The sequence below is a fragment of the Sphingomonas larreae genome (assembly GCF_051400595.1).
GTDB lineage: Bacteria > Pseudomonadota > Alphaproteobacteria > Sphingomonadales > Sphingomonadaceae > Sphingomonas.
Genome location: NZ_JBLFFI010000006.1, coordinates 52584 through 71408, shown reverse-complemented (window position 1 = coordinate 71408; position 18825 = coordinate 52584). Strand labels below are relative to the sequence as shown.

The window sequence follows — 18825 nt, the reverse complement described above, 5'->3', positions numbered from 1 at the left end:
GTTATGCCTCAACCTTCATCTGTTCGGGCGCTGGCGCGGGCGCAGCGGCGAGCGACGCCAGCGTCACCCCCGCGAGCGCGCCGCGCACCGCCTGATTGACCGCATTCCAATGCGGCTTGACGCGGCAATTGCCTTCGATCGCGCAGTCATGCTCGGCGGCGTCGACGCAGGCGGTGAGCGCGATCGGCCCTTCCACCGCCTCGACGATGTCCGCCAGCGTGATCGTCGCGGGCGGTCGTGCGAGCCGGAGCCCGCCGCCGGTACCGCGCGTGCTGTCGATCAGCCCCGCCGCCGCCAGCCGGCTCACCAGCTTCTGCGCGGTGGGCAGCGGCACGCCGGTCTCCTCCGCCAGCCGGGTGGCGTTCATCCGCGCCAGCCCGCCGCAATGGCGCGCGGCGGCGGTGAGCAGCACCACGGCATAATCGGTCAGGCTCGAAAGACGCATCGCTTCCCATTTGGCAGTTGCGATCGACTCTCAAATCGGAGTAGATCGTTCCGATTGCCATGTGGCCGCCCCGTCGGGCGAAATCAACCGCGCCGGCCCGCGCCGGGCGCAAAAAAAGGGCCCGGCAGAGGCTGCCGGGCCCTTGAGGAAAGAACTTCCGTTCGGAAGCCCTTCGGGTCGCAGTCGCGTTATGCGCGCGACTCTTCGCGCAAGGATTGGACAGATTCATCTCGCTCAAGTCGATTTTTTACAGTTCTCTCGGCTTGATCTCGCTCCGGGACGCGACGACAGACGCGATATGGCGATCTCCTCCCTTTTCCACCGTGCCGCCTTGGCCCTGCCGCCCGAGCGCGCGCACGATGTGGCGCTCGGCGGGCTGGCGCGGTGGGGCGCGCTCGGCGGCCCGCTCGGTGGCGTGATGCCGCGGCTGGCGACTCGCGTCGCCGGGATCGACTTTCCCAACCCGGTCGGGCTCGCCGCCGGGCTCGACAAGGACGCGCGCGCGGTCGCCGGGCTCATGCGGCTCGGCTTCGGCTCGGTCGAGGTCGGCACGCTCACGCCGCGCGCGCAGCCCGGCAACCCGCGCCCGCGGCTGTTCCGGCTCAGCGAGGATCGCGCGATCATCAACCGCATGGGCTTCAACAACGGCGGACTCGCCGCGGGGGTGGCGCGCGCCGCGGCGGCGCGACGCCACGGCGGCGTGCTCGGCATCAACGTCGGCGCCAACAAGGACGCGGCGGATCGCGTGGCCGACTATGTCGCGGGAGTGAGCGCGGCGGCGCCCGTGGCCGATTACGTCACGATCAACGTCAGCTCGCCCAACACGCCGGGGCTGCGCGACCTTCAGCACGGCGCGGCCCTGGCGGAGCTGCTCGCGGCCTGCGTCGCGGCGCGCGGCACGACACCGTTGTTCCTCAAGGTCGCGCCCGACCTTGACGCGGCGCTGGTCGAATCGATTGCGCGCGCTGCGCTCGACTCAGCCGTGGACGCGCTGATCGTCAGCAACACCACGGTGAGCCGCCCGCCGCTGCGCAGCGTGCACGCGCGCGAGGCCGGCGGCCTGTCGGGCGCGCCGCTGCGCTCGCTCGCGGCCGGGCGGCTCGGCGACTTTCGCCGCGCCACGGGCGGGGCGCTGCCGCTGATCGCGGTCGGCGGGATCGACAGCGGCGCCGAGGCCTATGCCCGCATCCGTGCCGGTGCGAGCCTGGTGCAGGTCTATACCGCGCTGATCTACGACGGGCCGGGACTGCCGCGGCGGATCGTGGCGGAGCTGGCGGCGTGCCTCGCGCGCGACGGGTTCGCGAGCGTGGCGGAGGCGGTGGGGGCGTAACCTACCCCTCCTCCTCGCCGGACCTTCTCGCAAGCCTCCTCCGTCATCCCGGACCTGTTCCGGGATCCACCGTGCCGCGCATGTCTGGGACGTTGCTCCCGCGGAACCGTGGATCCCGGACCAAGTCCGGGATGACAGAAGATGAAAGGCGTTCCGGACGCTCGCGGAGGTGACCCGCAAGGTGCGGACGACGGCTCCTTACGCCTCCTCGTCCTCGTCCTCGTCCTCGTCCTCGTCGGCGCCGAGTTCCTCGTTCAGCGCGGCGATGATCGCCTTGTTGAAGGCGGGAATGTCGTCGGGCTTGCGGCTGGTGATGAGATTGTCGTCGATCACGACCTCCTCGTCGACCACCTCGGCGCCGGCATTCTCCAGATCGGTGCGGATCGACTCGAACCCGGTCAGGCGGCGGCCGTCGATCACATCGGCCTCGGCGAGCAGCCAGGGCGCATGGCAGATCGCCGCGACGATCTTGTCCTCATCCATGAAGTCCTGGACGATCTGCACCGCCTTGGCCTCGACGCGCAGCTTGTCCGGGTTGGCGACGCCGCCCGGCAGCACCAAGGCGTCGTAATCGTCCACCTCGACCTCGTCGAGCGTGAGATCGGGCGTGGCAGTCTCGGCCTGGTTGATGTCCTGCTTCATGCCCTGGATCGGATCGCGCTTGATCGAAGCGAGCGTGACGGTGACGCCGGCGGCTTCCAGCGCCTTGCGCGGCTCGAACAGCTCCACCGTCTCGAAGCCGTCGGCGGCGAGCATCAGCACGCGGGCTTGCGACAGGTCGGCCATGGGAAATCTCCTGATACGTGTCGGTTCGACAGCGCCCCAAACCCCGTCCCCGCGCCGCCGTTCCGGAACGATGCGGCAGCCCGCGCATTTCCCGCGACATGAGCGTAGAAGCGGAGCGCACGACCGAGAACGGCTGCCATATCGTCTATTTCGACGACGGTGAGCCCGGCATCACGCGCAAGAAGACGCGGCACGGCGCTTGGGCCTATTATGATTCCCACGGCGCGCGCATCACCGACCGCGACGAGGTCGACCGGCTTAACGCGATTGGGCTGCCCCCCGCCTATACCGATGCCTGGTTCTGCCCCGACCCGACCGGGCACATCCAGGCGGTCGGCTGGGACGAGAAGGGGCGCAAGCAATATCGCTACCATCTCGATTACCGCGCACAACAGGAAGCCGCCAAATACGACCTTTGCGCGCCGTTCGGCCGCGCGCTGACCAAGCTGCGCGCACGCGTCGAGGCGGATCTCGACAAGCGCACGCACAGCAAGGAGCGCACCGTCGCCGCGATCGTCAAGCTGCTCGACATGGCGGCGCTGCGGATCGGCAACGAGACCTATGCCAAGACCAACAAGAGCTACGGCCTGACCACGTTGCGCGACCGCCACGCGCAGATCAAGGGCAGCACGCTGGCGCTGCAATACAAGGCGAAGTCGGGCAAGGTGCGCAAGCTGCGCATCACCGACGGCAGCCTCGCGCGCTTCGTCAAGAAATGCCAGGACCTGCCGGGGCAGAAGCTGTTCCAATATGTCGGCGACGATGGCGCGCCGCATGCGGTAACCTCGTCCGACGTCAACGCCTATCTCCGCGAGGCGATGGGCAATGGCTTCACCGCCAAGCATTTCCGCACCTGGGGTGCCAGCGTCGTGGCGTTCGAGGCGCTGGTGGAGGCCCCCGCGCCGATCGGGCTCAAGACGATGCTGGAGCCGGTCGTCGAGCGGCTCGGCAACACGCCCGCGATCGCGCGCAAGTCCTATGTCCACCCGGCGCTGATCGAGCTGGGCAAGGACAAGGCCGCGCAGGCGGCGTTCCGCCAGACGCTGCGGCTGCCGCGCGCCAGCCAGTATCTCACCCGCACCGAGCGCGGGCTGATCGCCTTCCTCGAGCAGAACGGCGCGTGCGAGCTGAAGGCGGCCTGAGGTGAGCGGGAACACGGCGGCGGCCAAGCAGGCCGTCTCGATCGACGCGGGCCGCGTCGGCGCGCAGGCGCAGGCGCTGGTCCGCGCCAGCCTGGTGTGGCTGCACGAGCATTGGCTGCAGATTCTGGTGGCGCTCGGCATCGGCGTGGTGATCGCGCTGCTGCTGTTCTGGCTGCGCGGTCTCGGCCCCAGGCTGGTGCGACGCAGCACCTCGGGCAAGGGCTGGGCGGCGGTGCTCGGCCGCGCGGTGGAGCGCACCAACGCCTTCTTCATCGTGATGCTCTCAGCCAAACTGGTCAGCGGCTATGCCGCGACGCCGCCCGAGCTCAACACCACCATCGTCTTCCTGTTCACCGTCGCGGCGACGTTCCAGTGCGCGATCTGGGCGCGCGAGCTGATCCTCGGCGCGATCGAGCATCGCACCCGCGACGAACATTATACTGGCGAGGCGCTGATGAGCGCGATGGGGCTGATCCGCCTCCTCGTCAGCTTCGCGGTGTTCGCGATCGCGCTGGTGGTGGTGCTCGACAATCTCGGGGTGAACGTGACCGGGCTGGTCGCCGGGCTCGGCGTCGGCGGTATTGCGATCGGCCTCGCCGCGCAGGGCATCTTCGCGGATCTTTTCGCCGCGCTGGCCATCATCTTCGATCGCCCGTTCCGCCGCGGCGACAAGATCAGCTACGATTCCACCAATGGCGTGATCGAGTCGATCGGGCTGAAGTCGACGCGGATCCGTGCCTTCACCGGCGAGCTGCGGATCATCTCGAACCGCAACCTGCTCGACAAGGAGATCCAGAACACCTCGCTGCGCGACCATATCCGCGTGTCGTACACGATCGGCGTCACTTACGAAACGCCGCCCGACACGCTGGCGCGCCTTCCCGCGATCCTCACCGAGCTGGTCGAGGCGGAGGGGGCGAAGGTGGCGCGCTGCGGGTTCGAGACGTTCGGCGCGTCGAGTCTCGACTATGCGCTCCAGGTCGACACGCCGGGCGACGACTGGGCCACCGCGCATGCCACGCGCGACCGGCTGATGGTGGCGATCCTGCGCCGTTTCGCCGCGGAGAGGATCAGTATCGCCTATCCCACCCAGACAACCTACACCGCCGCGCCGGACGGCACCTTGGTGATGCCCTACGCCGAGCCGCAGGCGAGCGAGCGCGTAGACGGCGCAGCGGAGCGGAAGGCGTGAAAGAGCTTCTCCCCAAATGAGGAGAGGGCTCCCGCCCCCCTTCCCTCGCGTGGACCCTTTCCGCCCGCTGCCGCGTTCGCGCCCCACCCCCGGCTGATGTGCCGGCGTAACAAACAGGGGAACATGTCCATGAAGCGTACGCTGATCGCCGCCCTTGCCGCCACCACCGCGCTCGCGCTCGCCGCGTGCAGCGAGAAGGCGCAGGACCAGTCCGCCGCCGCGGCCAACACGATGGCGGCCGATACCGCGGCGACCACCTCGAACGCGGTGAGCGACGTCGACGCCGCGACCGACCGCGCGCTCAACTCGGCCGAGAACAGCCTTGACCGCACCGGCGCCGCGCTGAGCAACTCGGGTGACCGCGCCGCCGATGCGACCGGCAACGCAATGGCGAACGCGGGCGAGAAGCTGCGCGACAACTGATCCCGACCGACCCGGCGGCCGCCCTCGCACGGGGCGGCCGCCCTCCACGCCGGATAGCCGCATGAACGATCGTCGCCGCCTCGGCGCCTCCGACCTCAAGATCGCGCCGCTCGTGCTGGGCGGCAACGTATTCGGCTGGACCGCCGATCGCGCCGCCAGCTTCGCGGTGCTCGATGCCTTTGTCGCGGGCGGCGGCACGATGATCGACACCGCGGACGTGTATTCCGCCTGGGTCGATGGCCATGGCGGCGGCGAGTCGGAGGCGATGATCGGCGAGTGGCTGCGCACCAGCGGCAAGCGCGATCAGGTGCTGATCGCCACCAAGGTCGGCATGCTGCCCGGCGAGGGCGGCGAGAAGCTCGCGCCGGCGCGGATCGCGGCGGCGTGCGACGCCTCGCTCCGTCGGCTCGGCACCGATCGGATCGATCTCTATTTCGCGCACCAGGACGACGAGGATCAGCCGCAGGAGGCGGTCGCCGCGGCGTTCGCGCGGCTGGTCGAGGCGGGCAAGGTGCGCGTGCTCGGCGCATCCAACTTCCATGCGGCGCGGCTGAAGTCCGCGGTGGAGCGCGCGCGCGCCGCCGGGCTGCCGCATTATCAGGTGCTTCAGCCCGAATACAATCTCGTCAGCCGCCACAAGTTCGAGGGCGAGCTGCAGGATTATTGCGTCACCGAGAATATCGGGGTGGTGCCCTATTACGGGCTCGCCGCGGGGTTCCTCACCGGCAAATACCGGAGCCAGGACGACCTCTCCAAGAGCGTGCGGGGCGCGCCCATGGGCGAACTGCTCGCGGGCAAGGGCGCTGCGGTGCTCGCCGCGCTCGATGCGGTGTCGGACGAGACCGGCGCGACGCTGGCGCAGGTGGCGCTTGCCTGGCTGATCGCGCAGCCCGGCGTGACCGCGCCAATCGCCAGCGCCACCGCGGCGGCGCAGGTGGAGGAACTGCTCGGCGCGTTGACGCTGACGCTCTCCCCCGACCAGCTCGAGCGGCTGACCGACGCGGGCGCCTGACCGGCGTCTGTCCGCCGCGGCATCCGCGACCGCGATGGCGCGGATAGCCGCGGCGCGTGGGTTCGGGCCGACGCGGCTCTCCCGCCGGTTCGGTTCAGGCCGGGATCGGCGCGGGCAAGGGGGCGGTCAGATCATGACCGTCTTCGGCATCGGACGGAGCCGGCATTGCCGCCACCTCCTGCGTACCGGCTGAGGTCGGGCCGTCGGTGCCGCGCACCAGCGCCAGTACCGCCGCCAGCGCCACACCGCCGAACGGCAGCGCGAGCAGCAGCAGCCAGCTCCACGCGGCACCGAGATCGCGCAGCCGCCGCGCGCTGACCGCGGTGCTGGGCACCAGCAGCAGCAGCGCCGCCAGCAGCGGCAGCAGCATCATCGCGAACAGCAGCAGCGCGGCGGCGTTGCTCTCGCCGAGCGCCAGCGCCGCGATCAGCCACGCCGCGACGTCCTCGATCATGCGGGTGACCATGATCGCCGCCGCGATCACCAGCGCCGCGCCGAGATGGAAGCAGAGATATTCGCGCCGTGATGCGCGCCCGTCGAGGTCAGCGTAGAGCCGCCACGGCCTGATCCAATCGTCCACCGCCACTCTCCGCCCGCCGATGCGGCGAGACATGGACTCATCATAGGCGGCACGCGCGACGAAACGTGCGCCTGGTACGTCGAAACTAGCCACAGGGGCGGGTGGGACGCGCTGCTCAGGCCGCGATCGCGCACAGATCGCGCGGCGCACCGGAGCCGACCAGCGCGGCGATGCTGCGCGCGCTCACCGGCCGGCTGAACAGATAGCCTTGCAGATGCGTGCAGCCCGCCAGGATCAGCGCGTCGCGCTGCGCACAGGTCTCCACTCCCTCGGCGACGATGCTCATCCCCAGCGCCTCGCCGAGCCCCACGATCGCCTTGATGATCGCGCTCGCGGCGCGCGTGGTGTCGAGCCCGCGCACGAACGACTGGTCGATCTTCACCTTGTCGAACGGGAAGCGCTCGAAATAGCTGAGCGACGAATAGCCGGTGCCGAAATCGTCCATCAGGATCTTGATCCCCTGCGCGCGCAACCGCTCGAGCTCGACGAAGGTACGCTCGACGTCGCGGATCAGCACGCTTTCGGTGATCTCCAGCTTGAGCCGGTGCGGCGCCAGCCCGGTCGCGGTGAGCGCGTCCATGACGGTGGCATATACCTCTCCCGCCTGGAACTGCATCGGCGACAGGTTCACCGCCACCGACAGATGCGCGGGCCAGGTCATCGCATCGCGGCAGGCCTGGTGCAGCAGCGCCTTGCCGAGCGGCACGATAAGGTCGCTCTCCTCCGCGATCGCGATGAACACGTCCGGACGGATCGGTCCGCGCGCGGGATGGGTCCAGCGCGCTAGCGCCTCCACGCTGACGATCTCGCCGGTCTTCACCGCGAGCACGGGCTGGTAAGCCAGGGTGATCTCACCGCGCGCGAGCGCCTCACGCAGATCGAGCTCGAGCGCGCGGCGGTCGCGCGACGCTTCCTCCATCGCGGGATGATAGACGCAGATCGACGAATGCGCCTCCGACTTGGCCCGATACAGCGCGAGATCGCCGCAGTGGCGCAGATCCGCGGTGGTGGCGGCATGCGACGGCGCCAGCACGATCCCGACGCTCGCGCCCACGAAGGCGGTGCCCATCGCGGTGGCGAAGGGCTGCGCCAGTGTCGCCACCGCAGCCTCCGCCACGCCGCGCGCGCGGGCCGCGGGGGCGTCGTCGATCACCAGGATGACGAACTCGTCGCCGCCGACGCGCGCGACCAGATCGCTCGGCGCGACGATCGCTTGCAGCCGCGCGCCCACCTCCGCCAGCACGAGATCGCCGACGACATGGCCATATTGGTCGTTGACCGCCTTGAAGCGGTCGAGATCGATCGCGAGCAGCGCGAAGGTCGTCTTGGCGGCGACCAGATCGTTGAGCCGGTCGACATAGCTGTGGCGGTTGACCAGCCCGGTGAGCGAATCGAAATGCGCGAGCTTGAGCACCGCCGCCTCGGCGCGCCGCATCTCGGTCACGTCCTCCGACAGGCCGAGCACATATTGCTGCGGGCGCTCGGGACCGTCGAGCACGATGCGGGTGGTGCGCAGACTGATCCGCTCGCCATCGGGGCGGATGAACTCGTTATCGAAGCGCTGCGCCTCGTGCGGGCGCTCGAGCACGACACGGTCCTGCTGTTCGTAGGTGGCGCCGTTCCGCGGGTAGAGTTCGCTCGCGGTGCGCCCGATCAGCTCCTCGCGCGGACGCCCGACCAGCTCTTCGCCGGCGCGGTTGATCAGCAGGTACCGACCGGTCTCGGCATCCTTGACGAACAGCATCGCGGGCAGCTGCTCGATCACCATGTCGAGCAGCTCTTGCGCGGCGCGGCTCTCGCGCTCCAGCGTGCGGCGCGTGCTGTCGTCGCGAATGATCACGGTCAGCCCGCGCGCCCCGCCCTGGCCGCAGCGCGTCAGCGTGAGATCGGCCGGCAACAGGCTGCCGTCGGCGCCGCGCGCATCCAGCTCCACCCCGGTCACCGCGCCCCTGCGCTGGAGCGGCTCGCGTGTTGCCTCCTCCCAGCCCGGCAGCAGGGCGTCCAGCGGCTGCCCGACGAGTTGCGCCGCGGACCAGCCGAAGGTGCGCTCGCATGTGGCGTTGGCGAACAGGATCTGCCCTGCCGCATCGGTGCAGACGATGCTGTTGGGCGTGTTGTTGATCACCTGCGAGGCGATCTTGCCGATCGTGCGCAGGTGCCGCGCCTCGATCATCCGCATCGTCAGCGTCGCCAGGGCGGACAACAGCTCCCGTTCGGCGGCAGACAGGGGGTCGCGCGGGCGCGTATCGAGGATGCAGAGCGCGCCCAGGTGATGGCCCTCGCGCGTGACCAGCGGCGCGCCGGCATAATAGCGCAACCCGTCTCCGGTCACGAGCGGATGCGTCGCGAACCGCGCATCGGCGGCAAGATCGGTCACCTCCAGCAGCTCGAGCGAGTCCAGCGTCAACCGGCAGAAGGACTCGTCACGCGTCCACTCGGCGGGCGGGATGCCGACGCGCGACTTGAACCAGGCGCGGTCCGAATCGATCAGCGTCACCGCGCTGTACGGCACGCCGAGTGCCAACGCCGCGACCCGCGTGACCTCATCGAAGATCGACTCAGCCGGCGTGTCGAGGATCTGGAGACGCGCCAATGCGTCGAGACGGTCGCGCTCACGGGCGGCAGCGGATGACGGGGCGAGGGTCATCCCACCTTCCTCGCACCAAGAGTTTACGAAACCATAGCAATGCTACGGCTCCGGCGAGTTTTTTGGCCGATCTGAGTATATTACAGATAATCCGTCAATGCCGCTGAAGCAATGCGCGTGGCAGCGGCAACAGCTGGATGTGATGTTCCTCGATCGCCGCCCTCAGCTATCTTGGCGGCATGTGCCGCAGGCCGCCTGGCAACTCGACTGTCCCAAAAATGATTGATCGACATCAATCGGAGAGCTTGGCAGGTGCCGCCGGCGTCACGATTGCACCGCCCCGAAATCCGAGCGGCGCCGCCGCGCGCCGCGCTCGCCGCGGCGGTTGAGCGCCTGGCTGACGCGATCGAGCAGCTCGGCGCGGCGATAGGGCTTGCTCAGCACGTCGGTGGCGCGCGCGCGCGGGCCGTTGATCACCAGCTCCTCGTTATAACCGGTGGTCATCAGCACCGAGACCGAAGCGTCGCGATCAACGATCGCGTCCGCCAGCACCAGCCCGTTCATTCCGCCGGGCATGACCAGATCGGTGAACAGCAGGTCGACGCGATCTTCAGGGTGGATCTCCTCGAACAGGCGCAGCGCCTGCTCACCATTGCCTGCGATCGAGACCTTGTAACCCGCGCCCTCCAGGATCTCGCGCGCGATCGCCAGCACCTCGTCGCTGTCCTCCACCACCAGGATGTGACGCGCCGCGCCGTCGTCGACGATCGCACTGGCGGGGACGTGTTCCTCGTGCGGCGCGGGCTCGCGCGGCTCGGCCCGACTGCCTGGGAACAGCATCCGCACCGTGGTGCCCTGCCCCGGACGGCTCTCGATCTCGAGCCGCCCGCCCGACTGGCGCACGAAGCCGCTCGCCATCGCGAGACCCAGGCCGGTACCACTGCCGACGCCCTTGGTGGTGAAAAACGGCTCGGTGGCGCGCTCGATCACCTCGGGCGCCATGCCGTGCCCCTCGTCCTGCACCTCGAGCACGACATAGTCACCTGGGGCGAGCTCGACCCCATCGCGCAGCGCGGTGCCGCCGGTGCTGTCACCGCCTTCGGCTGGCTGAAGCTTGAGCGGCCGGGTCGCGATCGTCACCAGCCCGCCGTCGGGCATGGCGTCGCGCGCGTTGTTGACGATGTTGAGCAGCGCCATCTCGAGCTGGTCGGGATCCACCGTCACCGGCGCGAGCCCGCGGCGCAGGCTGAGATGGATATCGACCTGCTTGTTGACCGAACTCTCGATCAGGTCGCTGAACTCGGAGACGAGCTGGGTCAGGTCAAGCGGTCGCGGCTCCAGCCGCGTCTTGCGCGCGAAGGCGAGCAGCTGGCGCGTCAGTTTGGCGCCGCGCTCCGCGGCGGATTGCGCCGCGACGATGTAACGCTGTGCGCGCGCCGGGTCCTTGGCAGTGGCGACCAGCTCGAGGTTGCCGTTGACCACCTGGAGCAGGTTGTTGAAGTCGTGCGCTAGCCCCGCGGTGAGCTGGCCGATCGACTCCATCTTCTGCGCCTGACGGTACGATTGCTCGGTGTTGCGGCGGCGCGTGACGTCGAGCTGGCTGGCGAAGAAATAGCGGAGCTCGCCCTTCGTATCATACACCGGGCCGACAAACACCGCGTTCCAGAACGGCGTGCCGTCGCGGCGATAGTTGAGCAGTTCGAGCGCCACCGCGGCCTTGTTTTCGACCGCATGGCGCAGCTCGGCGACCTGATTGCGATCGGTTTGCGAGCCCTGGAGGAAGCGGCAGTTGCGCCCCAGCACCTCGTCCTCCTCGTAACCGGTGAGGTCGAGGAAGGCCTTGTTGGCGAAGACGATGGGATTGTCGTCCTGGTTGGGATCGGTGAGGATCATCGGCATCCGCGTCATCTCGATCGCGGCGAAGAAGACGCCGCCGCGGTCGTTCAGATCGGGATCGGTGATCGTGCTCTCGCGCCAGTGGTGCAGGCCGCTTCGCTCGATCGGCTCGTTGGCGCCGGTGTCCATCGTGCCCTCGGCCGGTTTGCCCGCGGCGAGCCCGGTGGGATCGACGTCGTCGTGGGTGGCCGGATCGGAGGGGACGGAATCGTCTGACATGTAAGCGCGGTAGCCGCATTGGGGGCGGCGCGGCAAGATGTCGGTAACCTAGGTGTGTGAGCGGGGACGCTTTCCCGCAGGAACCTTCGCAACACCGCTAGTGGCTTAGACGTGCTGCGGGATTGACGGACGAGGCGCGACATCCCGTTTGTCGCTGAACCAGTCGCCTCGGATTGTCCGTCATTCCGGATTTGATCCGAGATGACGGTGCAGCCGAGACGACGCGACAATCCTCCGGCGGGGAGGCCGGCGTGACGACCTCCCCGTTTTCCTCAGGCGGCGACCTTCGCGCGGCTGGCGCGCTTGCGCTCGTGCGGATCGAGGTAGCGCTTGCGCAGGCGGATCGACTTGGGCGTCACCTCCACCATCTCGTCGTCGTCGATATAGGCGATCGCCTGCTCCAGCGTCATCTTCTTCGGCGGGGTCAGGCGGATCGCGTCGTCCTTGCCGCCCGAGGCGCGGAAGTTGGTGAGCTGCTTCGCCTTCATCGGATTGACCTCGAGGTCGTCCGTCTTGGCGTTCTCACCGATGATCATGCCCTCGTACAGCGCCTCGCCGTGGCCGACGAAGAGGATGCCGCGGTCCTCGAGCGGGCCGAGCGCATAGCCCTGCGCCTCGCCCGCGCCGTTCGAGATCAGCACGCCGTTCTTGCGGCCCTCGATCGCGCCCTTGTGCGGGCCGTACTTCTCGAACAGCCGGTTCATGATGCCGGTGCCGCGCGTGTCCGACAGGAACTCGCCGTGATAGCCGATCATGCCGCGGCTCGGCGCGGAGAAGGTGATGCGCGTCTTGCCGCCGCCCGACGGGCGCATGTCGGTCAGCTCGGCCTTGCGCAGGTTCATCTTCTCGACGACCGTGCCCGAATATTCCTCGTCCACGTCGATGATCACGGTCTCGTACGGCTCGGTCTTCTTGCCGTTCTCGTCCTCGCCGAACAGCACGCGCGGGCGGCTGATGCCGAGCTCGAAGCCCTCGCGGCGCATCGTCTCAATCAGCACGCCGAGCTGGAGCTCGCCGCGGCCCGCCACCTCGAAGCTGTCGCGGTCGGCCGCCTCGGTCACCTTGATCGCGACGTTCGACTCGGCCTCGCGCAGCAGCCGGTCGCGGATCATGCGGCTGGTCACCTTGCTGCCCTCGCGTCCCGCCATCGGCGAGTCGTTCACCGCGAAGCGCATCGACAGCGTCGGCGGGTCGATCGGCTGGGCGTGGAGCGGCTCGCTTACCGAAGTGTCCGCGATCGTGTTCGCCACGGTGGCGACGGTGAGGCCGGCGAGGCTGATGATCTCGCCCGCGCGCGCCTCTTCCACCGGCACGCGCTCCAGCCCGTGGAACGACATCAGCTTGGAGGCACGCCCCGCCTCGACCACATTGCCGTCATTGTCGAGCGCGTGGATCGGCTGGTTGAGCTTGACCACGCCCGAGTTGACCCGGCCGGTGAGGATGCGGCCGAGGAAGTTGTCGCGGTCGAGCAGCGTCACCAGGAAGGTGAAGGGCGCCTCGAGGTCGACCTTGGGGGCGGGGACGTGCTCGACGATCTTCTCGAACAGCGGGGTCAGCGTGCCCTCGCGCGCCTTGGGATCGGTCGAGGCATAGCCGTTGCGGCCCGAGGCGAACAGCACGGGGAAGTCGAGCTGCTCGTCGTTCGCCTCGAGCGAAACGAACAGGTCGAACACCTCGTCGAGCACTTCCTGCGTGCGCTCGTCGGCGCGGTCGATCTTGTTGACCACCACGATCGGGCGCAGGCCGAGCGCCAGCGCCTTGCCGGTGACGAACTTGGTTTGCGGCATCGCGCCCTCGGACGAATCGACCAGCAGGATCACGCCGTCGACCATCGAGAGGATGCGCTCCACCTCGCCGCCGAAGTCGGCGTGGCCGGGCGTGTCGACGATGTTGATGCGGGTGTCGTTCCACACGATCGAGGTCGGCTTGGCGAGAATGGTGATCCCGCGCTCCTTCTCGAGATCGTTCGAGTCCATCGCGCGCTCTTCGACGCGCTGGTTGTCGCGGAACGTGCCGGACTGGCGGAAGAGCTGGTCGACGAGGGTCGTCTTGCCATGATCGACGTGCGCGATGATGGCGATGTTGCGCAGGTTCATACGGATTCCTGAGGTGGCCCGCGGCGGCCGCAGGCGATGTCGCCGGCGCGCATAGCCGAAAGTGAGCGCGGGCGCCAGTCTTCGCGGCCGCAGCATGGGTCGCGGGAATGGGACGGGTCAGGCGGGGTGGTCGATCGTGGTGAGGTCGATGAAGGCGACGTTGGCGATCTCCGCCTTTTGAGGCTGGACGAGCGACATGGGCCGGGCCTCGATATGATGCCGCGACGTGGCGGTGTCGCCGATCTCGATGAGGAAGCGGCCTGCCTCGGCGAGGACGATCATGGCCACCACCTCATCCTCGTCGAGCGTGAGTTGGTGCACGATGCCTTCATAGCCGGCGAAGCGACCATCGTGTCCCGTCCTCGTGAGCACCGAGGCGATCACCAGCCTGTCCGGGTCGGCCGCTCCGGCGGCGATCACACGGACCCAGCCGTGGAGCTCCGCGCGCATCACTGCTGCCAAGGGCACCGAGCGCGCGACCCGTTGAAACGATGCGGCACTGGGGGACCGAGCAGCGTGAAGAACAGCAGCGCGAGCGCGATCGCTGTGCTGGTGCCGGCGAACACTTGGTCATGCCGTAGCATGGCCTTGTAGACGTTCGGATCAACCGGCAGGCGCAGGCAAGGCGCGCGACGGCAATAAAGCTCCTGTACCGCGAAGAGGCTCGCGCCGACCACGTGCGCGAGTAGCGCGCCGACGAGGATGACGAAAAGGGTAGAGGTCGAGTTCGGCCGGTCGGGCAAGGGGTTGAGATAATCGATCCGGCTGCCGCTGCGCAGTCCCAGCCACGCGCAGAGGCCAGGAAACAAAAGAACGAGCGTGCCGAGGAGCGGATAGCCCCAGTTCACACGAGATCAGTCGCGTCGCTGCGCCGAACCCGCCGATTCGCTCATCTGTGACTCAGCGGCCTGGCTACCGAGCAACGTCCGCTCGCGCTCGGCGATCGCCGCGCGAACCGCCGTCCAGCTGCCGTAGCGCCGGTGCACCAGCATCCCGCGCCGGATCGCCTCGTCCGAATTCACCCGCATGTCGCCGTCCTCGCGCCCTCAAGGTAAGCTAGACACGCGGCGCGAGGAAGGGCGCAACGCCGCTCTGGGCTACCCGCCACGGCGGTGAGATCCACGCCCCACCACCTCGACAACCCCGCCGCACCGTCTTACATACACAACACACTTGAACAGCGCGCGCCACCGCGAGACAAGAGCGCGCGACGCACGAAGGAGACGAGCATGGCGACCTCCCCCGGTACCGACACCGAGCCGGCGCTGACGCTGACCCCGCCCGATCCCGTCCCCGCGGTCTCGAGCGAGCGCGCCGCCGGGCTCGTGCCCGTCGATCCCGGCACGCGCAGCGAGCTGGAGAAGCGCGTCGACGCCTTCGTCGACCAATTGCTCGCCGAGGACGTCAACTCGCCCGAGTTCGGCAAGCGCGTCGACGCGATCACCGCGATGGGACAGAAAGAGATCCGCGACGCCGCGGGCCAGTCCAACCGCTTCCTCGACCGCCCGGTGCGCGCGATGGACAAGGAGGCGGGCGTCGGCAAGGACCTCGCCGAGCTGCGCCGCACCGTCGAGCAGCTCGATCCCGGCCGCCGCGGCAATCTCTCCAAGCCGCAGAAGCTGTTCGGCGTGATCCCGTTCGGCTCGAAGATGCGCGACTATTTCGACGGCTATAAGAGCAGCCAGACGCATATTGCCGCGATCCTGCGCAGCCTGTCCTCGGGCAAGGACGAGCTGCTGATGGACAATGCCGCGATCGACACCGAGCGCGCCAATCTTTGGGCGTCGATGGGGCGGCTCGAGCAGATGATCCATCTCGCCCGCACGATGGACGCGCGGCTGGAGGACAAGGCCAATGAGCTCGACGCCACCGATCCCGCCAAGGCCAAGGCGATCCGCGAGACCGCCTTGTTCTACGCGCGCCAGCGCACGCAGGACCTGCTCACCCAGATGGCGGTGACGGTGCAGGGCTATCTCGCGCTCGATCTGGTCAAGAAGAACAACGTCGAGCTGATCAAGGGCGTCGACCGCGCCAGCACCACCACGGTGGCGGCGCTGCGGACCGCGGTGACGGTGGCGCAGGCGCTGACGAACCAGAAACTGGTGCTGGAGCAGGTCACCCAGCTCAACGCCACCACCGCGGGGCTGATCGACTCGACCGGCAAGCTGCTGCGCCAGAACACCGCGGCGATCCACGAGCAGGCCGCCGCCTCGACCATCCCGCTGGAGACGCTGCAGCGCGCCTTCCAGAACATCTACGATACGATGGACGCGATCGACACGTTCAAGCTCAGGTCGCTCGACACGATGAAGGTCACGGTGGAGACGCTCGGGCGCGAGGTCGACAAGTCGCGCGGCTATATCGCGCGCGCCGAGGGCGCGGCGCGCAACAGCCTCGCCAGCCCGGCCGAGCAGTTCAAGCTGGAGGCGCTGTGACGCTGCCGCCGAGCCACGACACCGACGCCGCGATCGCGGGCGCGCGCGCCGCGGCGGATCGGGTGAGCGGGCGCGGCGTGCTGACGGTGCAGCGCCGGCCGCGGCGCGGGCGCGGCGGGGCGAAGGCGCGGCTGGCGGTGATCGCGGCGGTGGACGGCGCAATCCTGCTGGTGGCGGCGCTGCTCGGGGTCGGTCTGTTCGGCGGCGTGGCGGCGATCACCCTGATGCTGGCGGCGACGCTGGCGATCGCCTTCGCCCCCGCGACCCCGGTCCCGACCCCCGAGCGGCTGGCGCGCTCCGAGCTCAAGGCGCTGCCGGCGCAGACCGCGCGCTGGCTCGACGCGCAGCGCCCCTCGCTGCCCGCGCCCGCGCTGGCGGTGGTCGACCGGATCGAGCAGCGGCTCGATACGCTAGGCGTGCAATTCGCCGCGCTTGACGAGGCGAGCTCCGCCGCGGCCGACCTGCGCCGACTGATCGGCGAGCAGCTCCCCGACTTCGTCCGCGATTATGCGCGTGTCCCCCCGGCGCTGCGCGGCACCGCGCGGGGCGGCCGCACCCCCGACCAGCAGCTGGTGGAGGGGCTCGGCGTGATCGAGCGCGAGCTGGCGACGACCAGCGAGGAGCTCGCCCAGGGCGACCTCGACGCGCTGGCGACGCGGCGGCGGTATTTGGAGATCAAATACGAGGCGGAGTGAGCAAACGGACGGGTGTCAACCGCTGAAGCTGGTATCCCATCGATGCAAGCTCGGCGCGGCGCGCTCGCTGTTCGGAACGGCGTGGCATCGCGCGAGCGCCGTACCGGTGAGGCATGGCGGCACGGGCATCCGCTTGCTGCCGGCATCCGGAGCGCTTCCGATCTTCCACTGCGACCGCTGGAACGTCCCGTCCTTCCGCTGCGACGATCCAGATGCTCGCCTTCTTCCGTCATCCCGGACTTATTCCGGAATCCATCGTGCCGCGTCCTTCCACAGCGTTGCTCTCACGGAGCCGTGGATCCCGGAACAGGCTCGGGATGACGAATAGTGGTGGCGACGGTCTGCCGACAGCTGGACCCGAGGTGGAAAGCGCACCGGCACACCGGGGCGTCGCACGTCGGCCCGCCCCGCCACGGCCTGCGCGCGACACACGAACCGCAAGCTCACCTCCTTCATAACACCCCCCGGCGAGGACAGCCCCTCTGTCCTACCGCGGCCCCGCCTGCTAGCAGCGCCGTAACCCGACCCGCGGCGGATCGACGCTCCCCGCGCGCGTCTCAACTTTCTCAACATTCGCGTCACCGGAGCCGCGCCATGTCCGACTATGACTATGACCTGTTCGTCATCGGCGCGGGCTCGGGCGGCACGCGCGCGGCGCGCGTCGCCGCCGCGCACGGCGCCAAGGTGGCGGTGGCGGAGGAATATCGCGTCGGCGGCACCTGCGTGATCCGCGGCTGCGTGCCCAAGAAGCTGCTCGTCTACGGCGCGCACTTCGCCGAGGACCTGCGTGACGCGCGCCATTTCGGCTGGGACGTGCCGAGCGACTGCGCGTTCGACTGGCAGCGGCTGCGCGACAATGTGCTGCGCGAGGTCGATCGCATCAACGGCGCCTATACCCACACGCTGGAGAATGCCGGCGCCGAGATCATCCACCAGCGCGCCACCGTCTCGGGCCCCAACAAGGTGACGCTCGGCGACGGCACCACGCGCAGCGCCAGGACGATCCTGATCGCGGTCGGCGCGCACCCGGCCGTGCCCTCCTTTCCCGGGCATGAGCACGGCATCACCTCGAACGAAGCCTTCCACCTCGAAGCGGTGCCCAAGCGCGTGCTGATCGCGGGCGCGGGCTATATCGCCAACGAGTTCGCGGGCATCTTCCACCAGCTCGGCGCCCACGTCATTCTGATGAACCGCACCAAGGAGATCTTGCGCGGCTACGACCTGCAGATCCGTGACCGGCTGCTGCAGATCAGCATGATGAAGGGGCTGGAGTTCCGCTTCGACGCCAATTTCGAGAGCATTGAAAGGAAGGACGACGGCTGCCTCAAGGTGAGCATGAGCGGGCACGAGCCCGCGATCGTCGATCTCGTGATGTTCGCCACCGGGCGCCGCCCCAACACCACCGGGCTCGGGCTCGAGAGCGCCGGGGTCGAGCTCGACGAGCTGGGCGCGGTCAAGGTGGACGACGACAATCGCTCGACCTGCGCCTCGATCTTCGCTGTGGGCGACGTGACCAACCGCATCCAGCTCACCCCGATCGCGATCCGCGAGGGGCAGGCCTTCGCCGACCGGATGTTCGGCGGCAAGGACACGCGGGTCGATTATGACTGCGTGCCGTCCGCGGTGTTCAGCCATCCGCCGATCGCGGGCGTGGGGTTGACGGAGAGCCAGGCGCGCCAGCAGCTCGGCTCGGTGAAGGTCTATTCGTCGGACTTCCGGCCGATGAAGAACGTGCTGGCGGGGCGCGACGAGCGCGCGCTCTACAAGATGGTGTGCGACGGCGAGACCGACCGTGTCGTCGGCATCCACATGATCGGCCCGGACGTGCCCGAGATCATCCAGGCCGCCGCGGTGGCGGTGAAGGCGGGGCTGACCAAGGCGCAGTTCGACGCCACCGTCGCGCTCCACCCGACCATGGCGGAGGAGCTGGTGCTGCTGCGGTGAGGGGCCGGGGTCGGGCGAATTTCTTCACCCTACCGTCCTCCTG

The 18825-nt window shown here is 68.8% G+C and carries 17 protein-coding genes; 8 read left to right on the top strand and 9 right to left on the bottom strand.

The window, feature by feature from the left end; translation table 11 throughout:
• Nucleotide 1: 1 nt before the first annotated feature.
• Entirely contained in the window at nt 2-445 is a 444-nt protein-coding gene (locus ACMGDM_RS17655) for an SUF system Fe-S cluster assembly regulator (protein WP_436805447.1), read from the bottom strand.
• 298 nt (nt 446-743) lie between these two features.
• Between ACMGDM_RS17655 and ACMGDM_RS17650 the strand changes: the two genes are divergently transcribed.
• On the top strand, nt 744-1775 hold the full coding sequence (locus ACMGDM_RS17650; RefSeq protein WP_436805446.1) for a quinone-dependent dihydroorotate dehydrogenase: 1032 nt from the start codon (nt 744-746) through the stop codon (nt 1773-1775).
• Nucleotides 1776-1973: 198 nt separating this feature from the next.
• Here ACMGDM_RS17650 and ACMGDM_RS17645 read toward each other — a convergent pair whose 3' ends face one another.
• Nucleotides 1974-2561, bottom strand: a complete 588-nt coding sequence (locus ACMGDM_RS17645; protein WP_436805445.1) for a type 1 glutamine amidotransferase domain-containing protein — start codon at nt 2559-2561, stop codon at nt 1974-1976.
• A gap of 98 nt (nt 2562-2659) precedes the next feature.
• Here ACMGDM_RS17645 and ACMGDM_RS17640 point away from each other — a divergent pair, with 98 nt between their 5' ends.
• The 4 genes from ACMGDM_RS17640 to ACMGDM_RS17625 all read left to right on the top strand — a co-directional run bounded on the left by ACMGDM_RS17640 (nt 2660) and on the right by ACMGDM_RS17625 (nt 6330).
• The gene (locus tag ACMGDM_RS17640) at nt 2660-3703 is read left to right on the top strand and encodes a DNA topoisomerase IB (RefSeq protein WP_436805444.1); all 1044 of its coding nucleotides are present in this window, start codon (nt 2660-2662) and stop codon (nt 3701-3703) included.
• A gap of 1 nt (nt 3704) precedes the next feature.
• On the top strand, nt 3705-4895 hold the full coding sequence (locus tag ACMGDM_RS17635) for a mechanosensitive ion channel family protein (RefSeq protein WP_436805443.1): 1191 nt from the start codon (nt 3705-3707) through the stop codon (nt 4893-4895).
• Between the two features lie 129 nt (nt 4896-5024).
• Nucleotides 5025-5318, top strand: a complete 294-nt coding sequence (locus tag ACMGDM_RS17630; protein WP_436805442.1) for a hypothetical protein — start codon at nt 5025-5027, stop codon at nt 5316-5318.
• Nucleotides 5319-5379: 61 nt separating this feature from the next.
• On the top strand, nt 5380-6330 hold the full coding sequence (locus ACMGDM_RS17625) for an aldo/keto reductase (protein WP_436805441.1): 951 nt from the start codon (nt 5380-5382) through the stop codon (nt 6328-6330).
• 94 nt (nt 6331-6424) lie between these two features.
• Here ACMGDM_RS17625 and ACMGDM_RS17620 read toward each other — a convergent pair whose 3' ends face one another.
• The 7 genes from ACMGDM_RS17620 to ACMGDM_RS17590 form a co-directional block, all read right to left on the bottom strand.
• A complete protein-coding gene (locus ACMGDM_RS17620) occupies nt 6425-6943 on the bottom strand; it encodes a DUF805 domain-containing protein (protein WP_436805440.1) in 519 nt (172 codons plus the stop codon).
• Between the two features lie 82 nt (nt 6944-7025).
• Nucleotides 7026-9557, bottom strand: coding sequence for a sensor domain-containing phosphodiesterase (locus tag ACMGDM_RS17615; RefSeq protein ID WP_436805439.1), 2532 nt, complete (start codon nt 9555-9557; stop codon nt 7026-7028).
• A gap of 264 nt (nt 9558-9821) precedes the next feature.
• Complete coding sequence (locus ACMGDM_RS17610) at nt 9822-11612, bottom strand: histidine kinase famiy protein (RefSeq protein ID WP_436805438.1); 1791 nt, start codon at nt 11610-11612, stop codon at nt 9822-9824.
• Nucleotides 11613-11884: 272 nt separating this feature from the next.
• Nucleotides 11885-13708 carry a translational GTPase TypA gene (typA, locus tag ACMGDM_RS17605; RefSeq protein WP_436805437.1) on the bottom strand — a complete coding sequence of 608 codons (1824 nt, stop codon included), beginning with the start codon at nt 13706-13708 and terminating at the stop codon, nt 11885-11887.
• A gap of 117 nt (nt 13709-13825) precedes the next feature.
• On the bottom strand, nt 13826-14158 hold the full coding sequence (locus ACMGDM_RS17600; protein WP_436805436.1) for a hypothetical protein: 333 nt from the start codon (nt 14156-14158) through the stop codon (nt 13826-13828).
• A complete protein-coding gene (locus ACMGDM_RS17595) occupies nt 14158-14556 on the bottom strand; it encodes a hypothetical protein (RefSeq protein WP_436805435.1) in 399 nt (132 codons plus the stop codon). Before ACMGDM_RS17595 ends, ACMGDM_RS17600 begins: the two co-directional genes overlap by 1 nt.
• Before the next feature lie 6 nt (nt 14557-14562).
• Entirely contained in the window at nt 14563-14736 is a 174-nt protein-coding gene (locus ACMGDM_RS17590) for a hypothetical protein (protein WP_436805434.1), read from the bottom strand.
• 201 nt (nt 14737-14937) lie between these two features.
• Here ACMGDM_RS17590 and ACMGDM_RS17585 point away from each other — a divergent pair, with 201 nt between their 5' ends.
• The 3 genes from ACMGDM_RS17585 (at nt 14938) to gorA (ending at nt 18782) form a co-directional block, all read left to right on the top strand.
• Nucleotides 14938-16143, top strand: coding sequence for a toxic anion resistance protein (locus ACMGDM_RS17585; RefSeq protein ID WP_436805433.1), 1206 nt, complete (start codon nt 14938-14940; stop codon nt 16141-16143).
• Nucleotides 16140-16838, top strand: coding sequence for a hypothetical protein (locus tag ACMGDM_RS17580; protein ID WP_436805432.1), 699 nt, complete (start codon nt 16140-16142; stop codon nt 16836-16838). The genes ACMGDM_RS17585 and ACMGDM_RS17580 overlap by 4 nt, the downstream gene beginning before the upstream one ends.
• 594 nt (nt 16839-17432) lie before the next feature.
• Nucleotides 17433-18782, top strand: coding sequence for a glutathione-disulfide reductase (gene gorA, locus ACMGDM_RS17575; protein WP_436805431.1), 1350 nt, complete (start codon nt 17433-17435; stop codon nt 18780-18782).
• The last annotated feature ends 43 nt before the right edge of the window (nt 18783-18825 follow it).

Excerpts from the sequence above, each read along its gene's own strand:
- ACMGDM_RS17590 (WP_436805434.1), bottom strand. The coding sequence starts at position 14,736 with ATGCGGGTGAATTCGGACGAGGCGATCCGGCGCGGGATGCTGGTGCAC.
- typA (WP_436805437.1), bottom strand. The coding sequence starts at position 13,708 with ATGAACCTGCGCAACATCGCCATCATCGCGCACGTCGATCATGGCAAG.
- ACMGDM_RS17610 (WP_436805438.1), bottom strand. The coding sequence starts at position 11,612 with ATGTCAGACGATTCCGTCCCCTCCGATCCGGCCACCCACGACGACGTC.
- gorA (WP_436805431.1), top strand. The coding sequence starts at position 17,433 with ATGTCCGACTATGACTATGACCTGTTCGTCATCGGCGCGGGCTCGGGC.
- ACMGDM_RS17650 (WP_436805446.1), top strand. The coding sequence starts at position 744 with ATGGCGATCTCCTCCCTTTTCCACCGTGCCGCCTTGGCCCTGCCGCCC.
- ACMGDM_RS17645 (WP_436805445.1), bottom strand. The coding sequence starts at position 2,561 with ATGGCCGACCTGTCGCAAGCCCGCGTGCTGATGCTCGCCGCCGACGGC.
- ACMGDM_RS17630 (WP_436805442.1), top strand. The coding sequence starts at position 5,025 with ATGAAGCGTACGCTGATCGCCGCCCTTGCCGCCACCACCGCGCTCGCG.
- ACMGDM_RS17640 (WP_436805444.1), top strand. The coding sequence starts at position 2,660 with ATGAGCGTAGAAGCGGAGCGCACGACCGAGAACGGCTGCCATATCGTC.
- ACMGDM_RS17655 (WP_436805447.1), bottom strand. The coding sequence starts at position 445 with ATGCGTCTTTCGAGCCTGACCGATTATGCCGTGGTGCTGCTCACCGCC.
- ACMGDM_RS17615 (WP_436805439.1), bottom strand. The coding sequence starts at position 9,557 with ATGACCCTCGCCCCGTCATCCGCTGCCGCCCGTGAGCGCGACCGTCTC.
- ACMGDM_RS17600 (WP_436805436.1), bottom strand. The coding sequence starts at position 14,158 with ATGCGCGCGGAGCTCCACGGCTGGGTCCGTGTGATCGCCGCCGGAGCG.
- ACMGDM_RS17625 (WP_436805441.1), top strand. The coding sequence starts at position 5,380 with ATGAACGATCGTCGCCGCCTCGGCGCCTCCGACCTCAAGATCGCGCCG.
- ACMGDM_RS17585 (WP_436805433.1), top strand. The coding sequence starts at position 14,938 with ATGGCGACCTCCCCCGGTACCGACACCGAGCCGGCGCTGACGCTGACC.
- ACMGDM_RS17620 (WP_436805440.1), bottom strand. The coding sequence starts at position 6,943 with ATGTCTCGCCGCATCGGCGGGCGGAGAGTGGCGGTGGACGATTGGATC.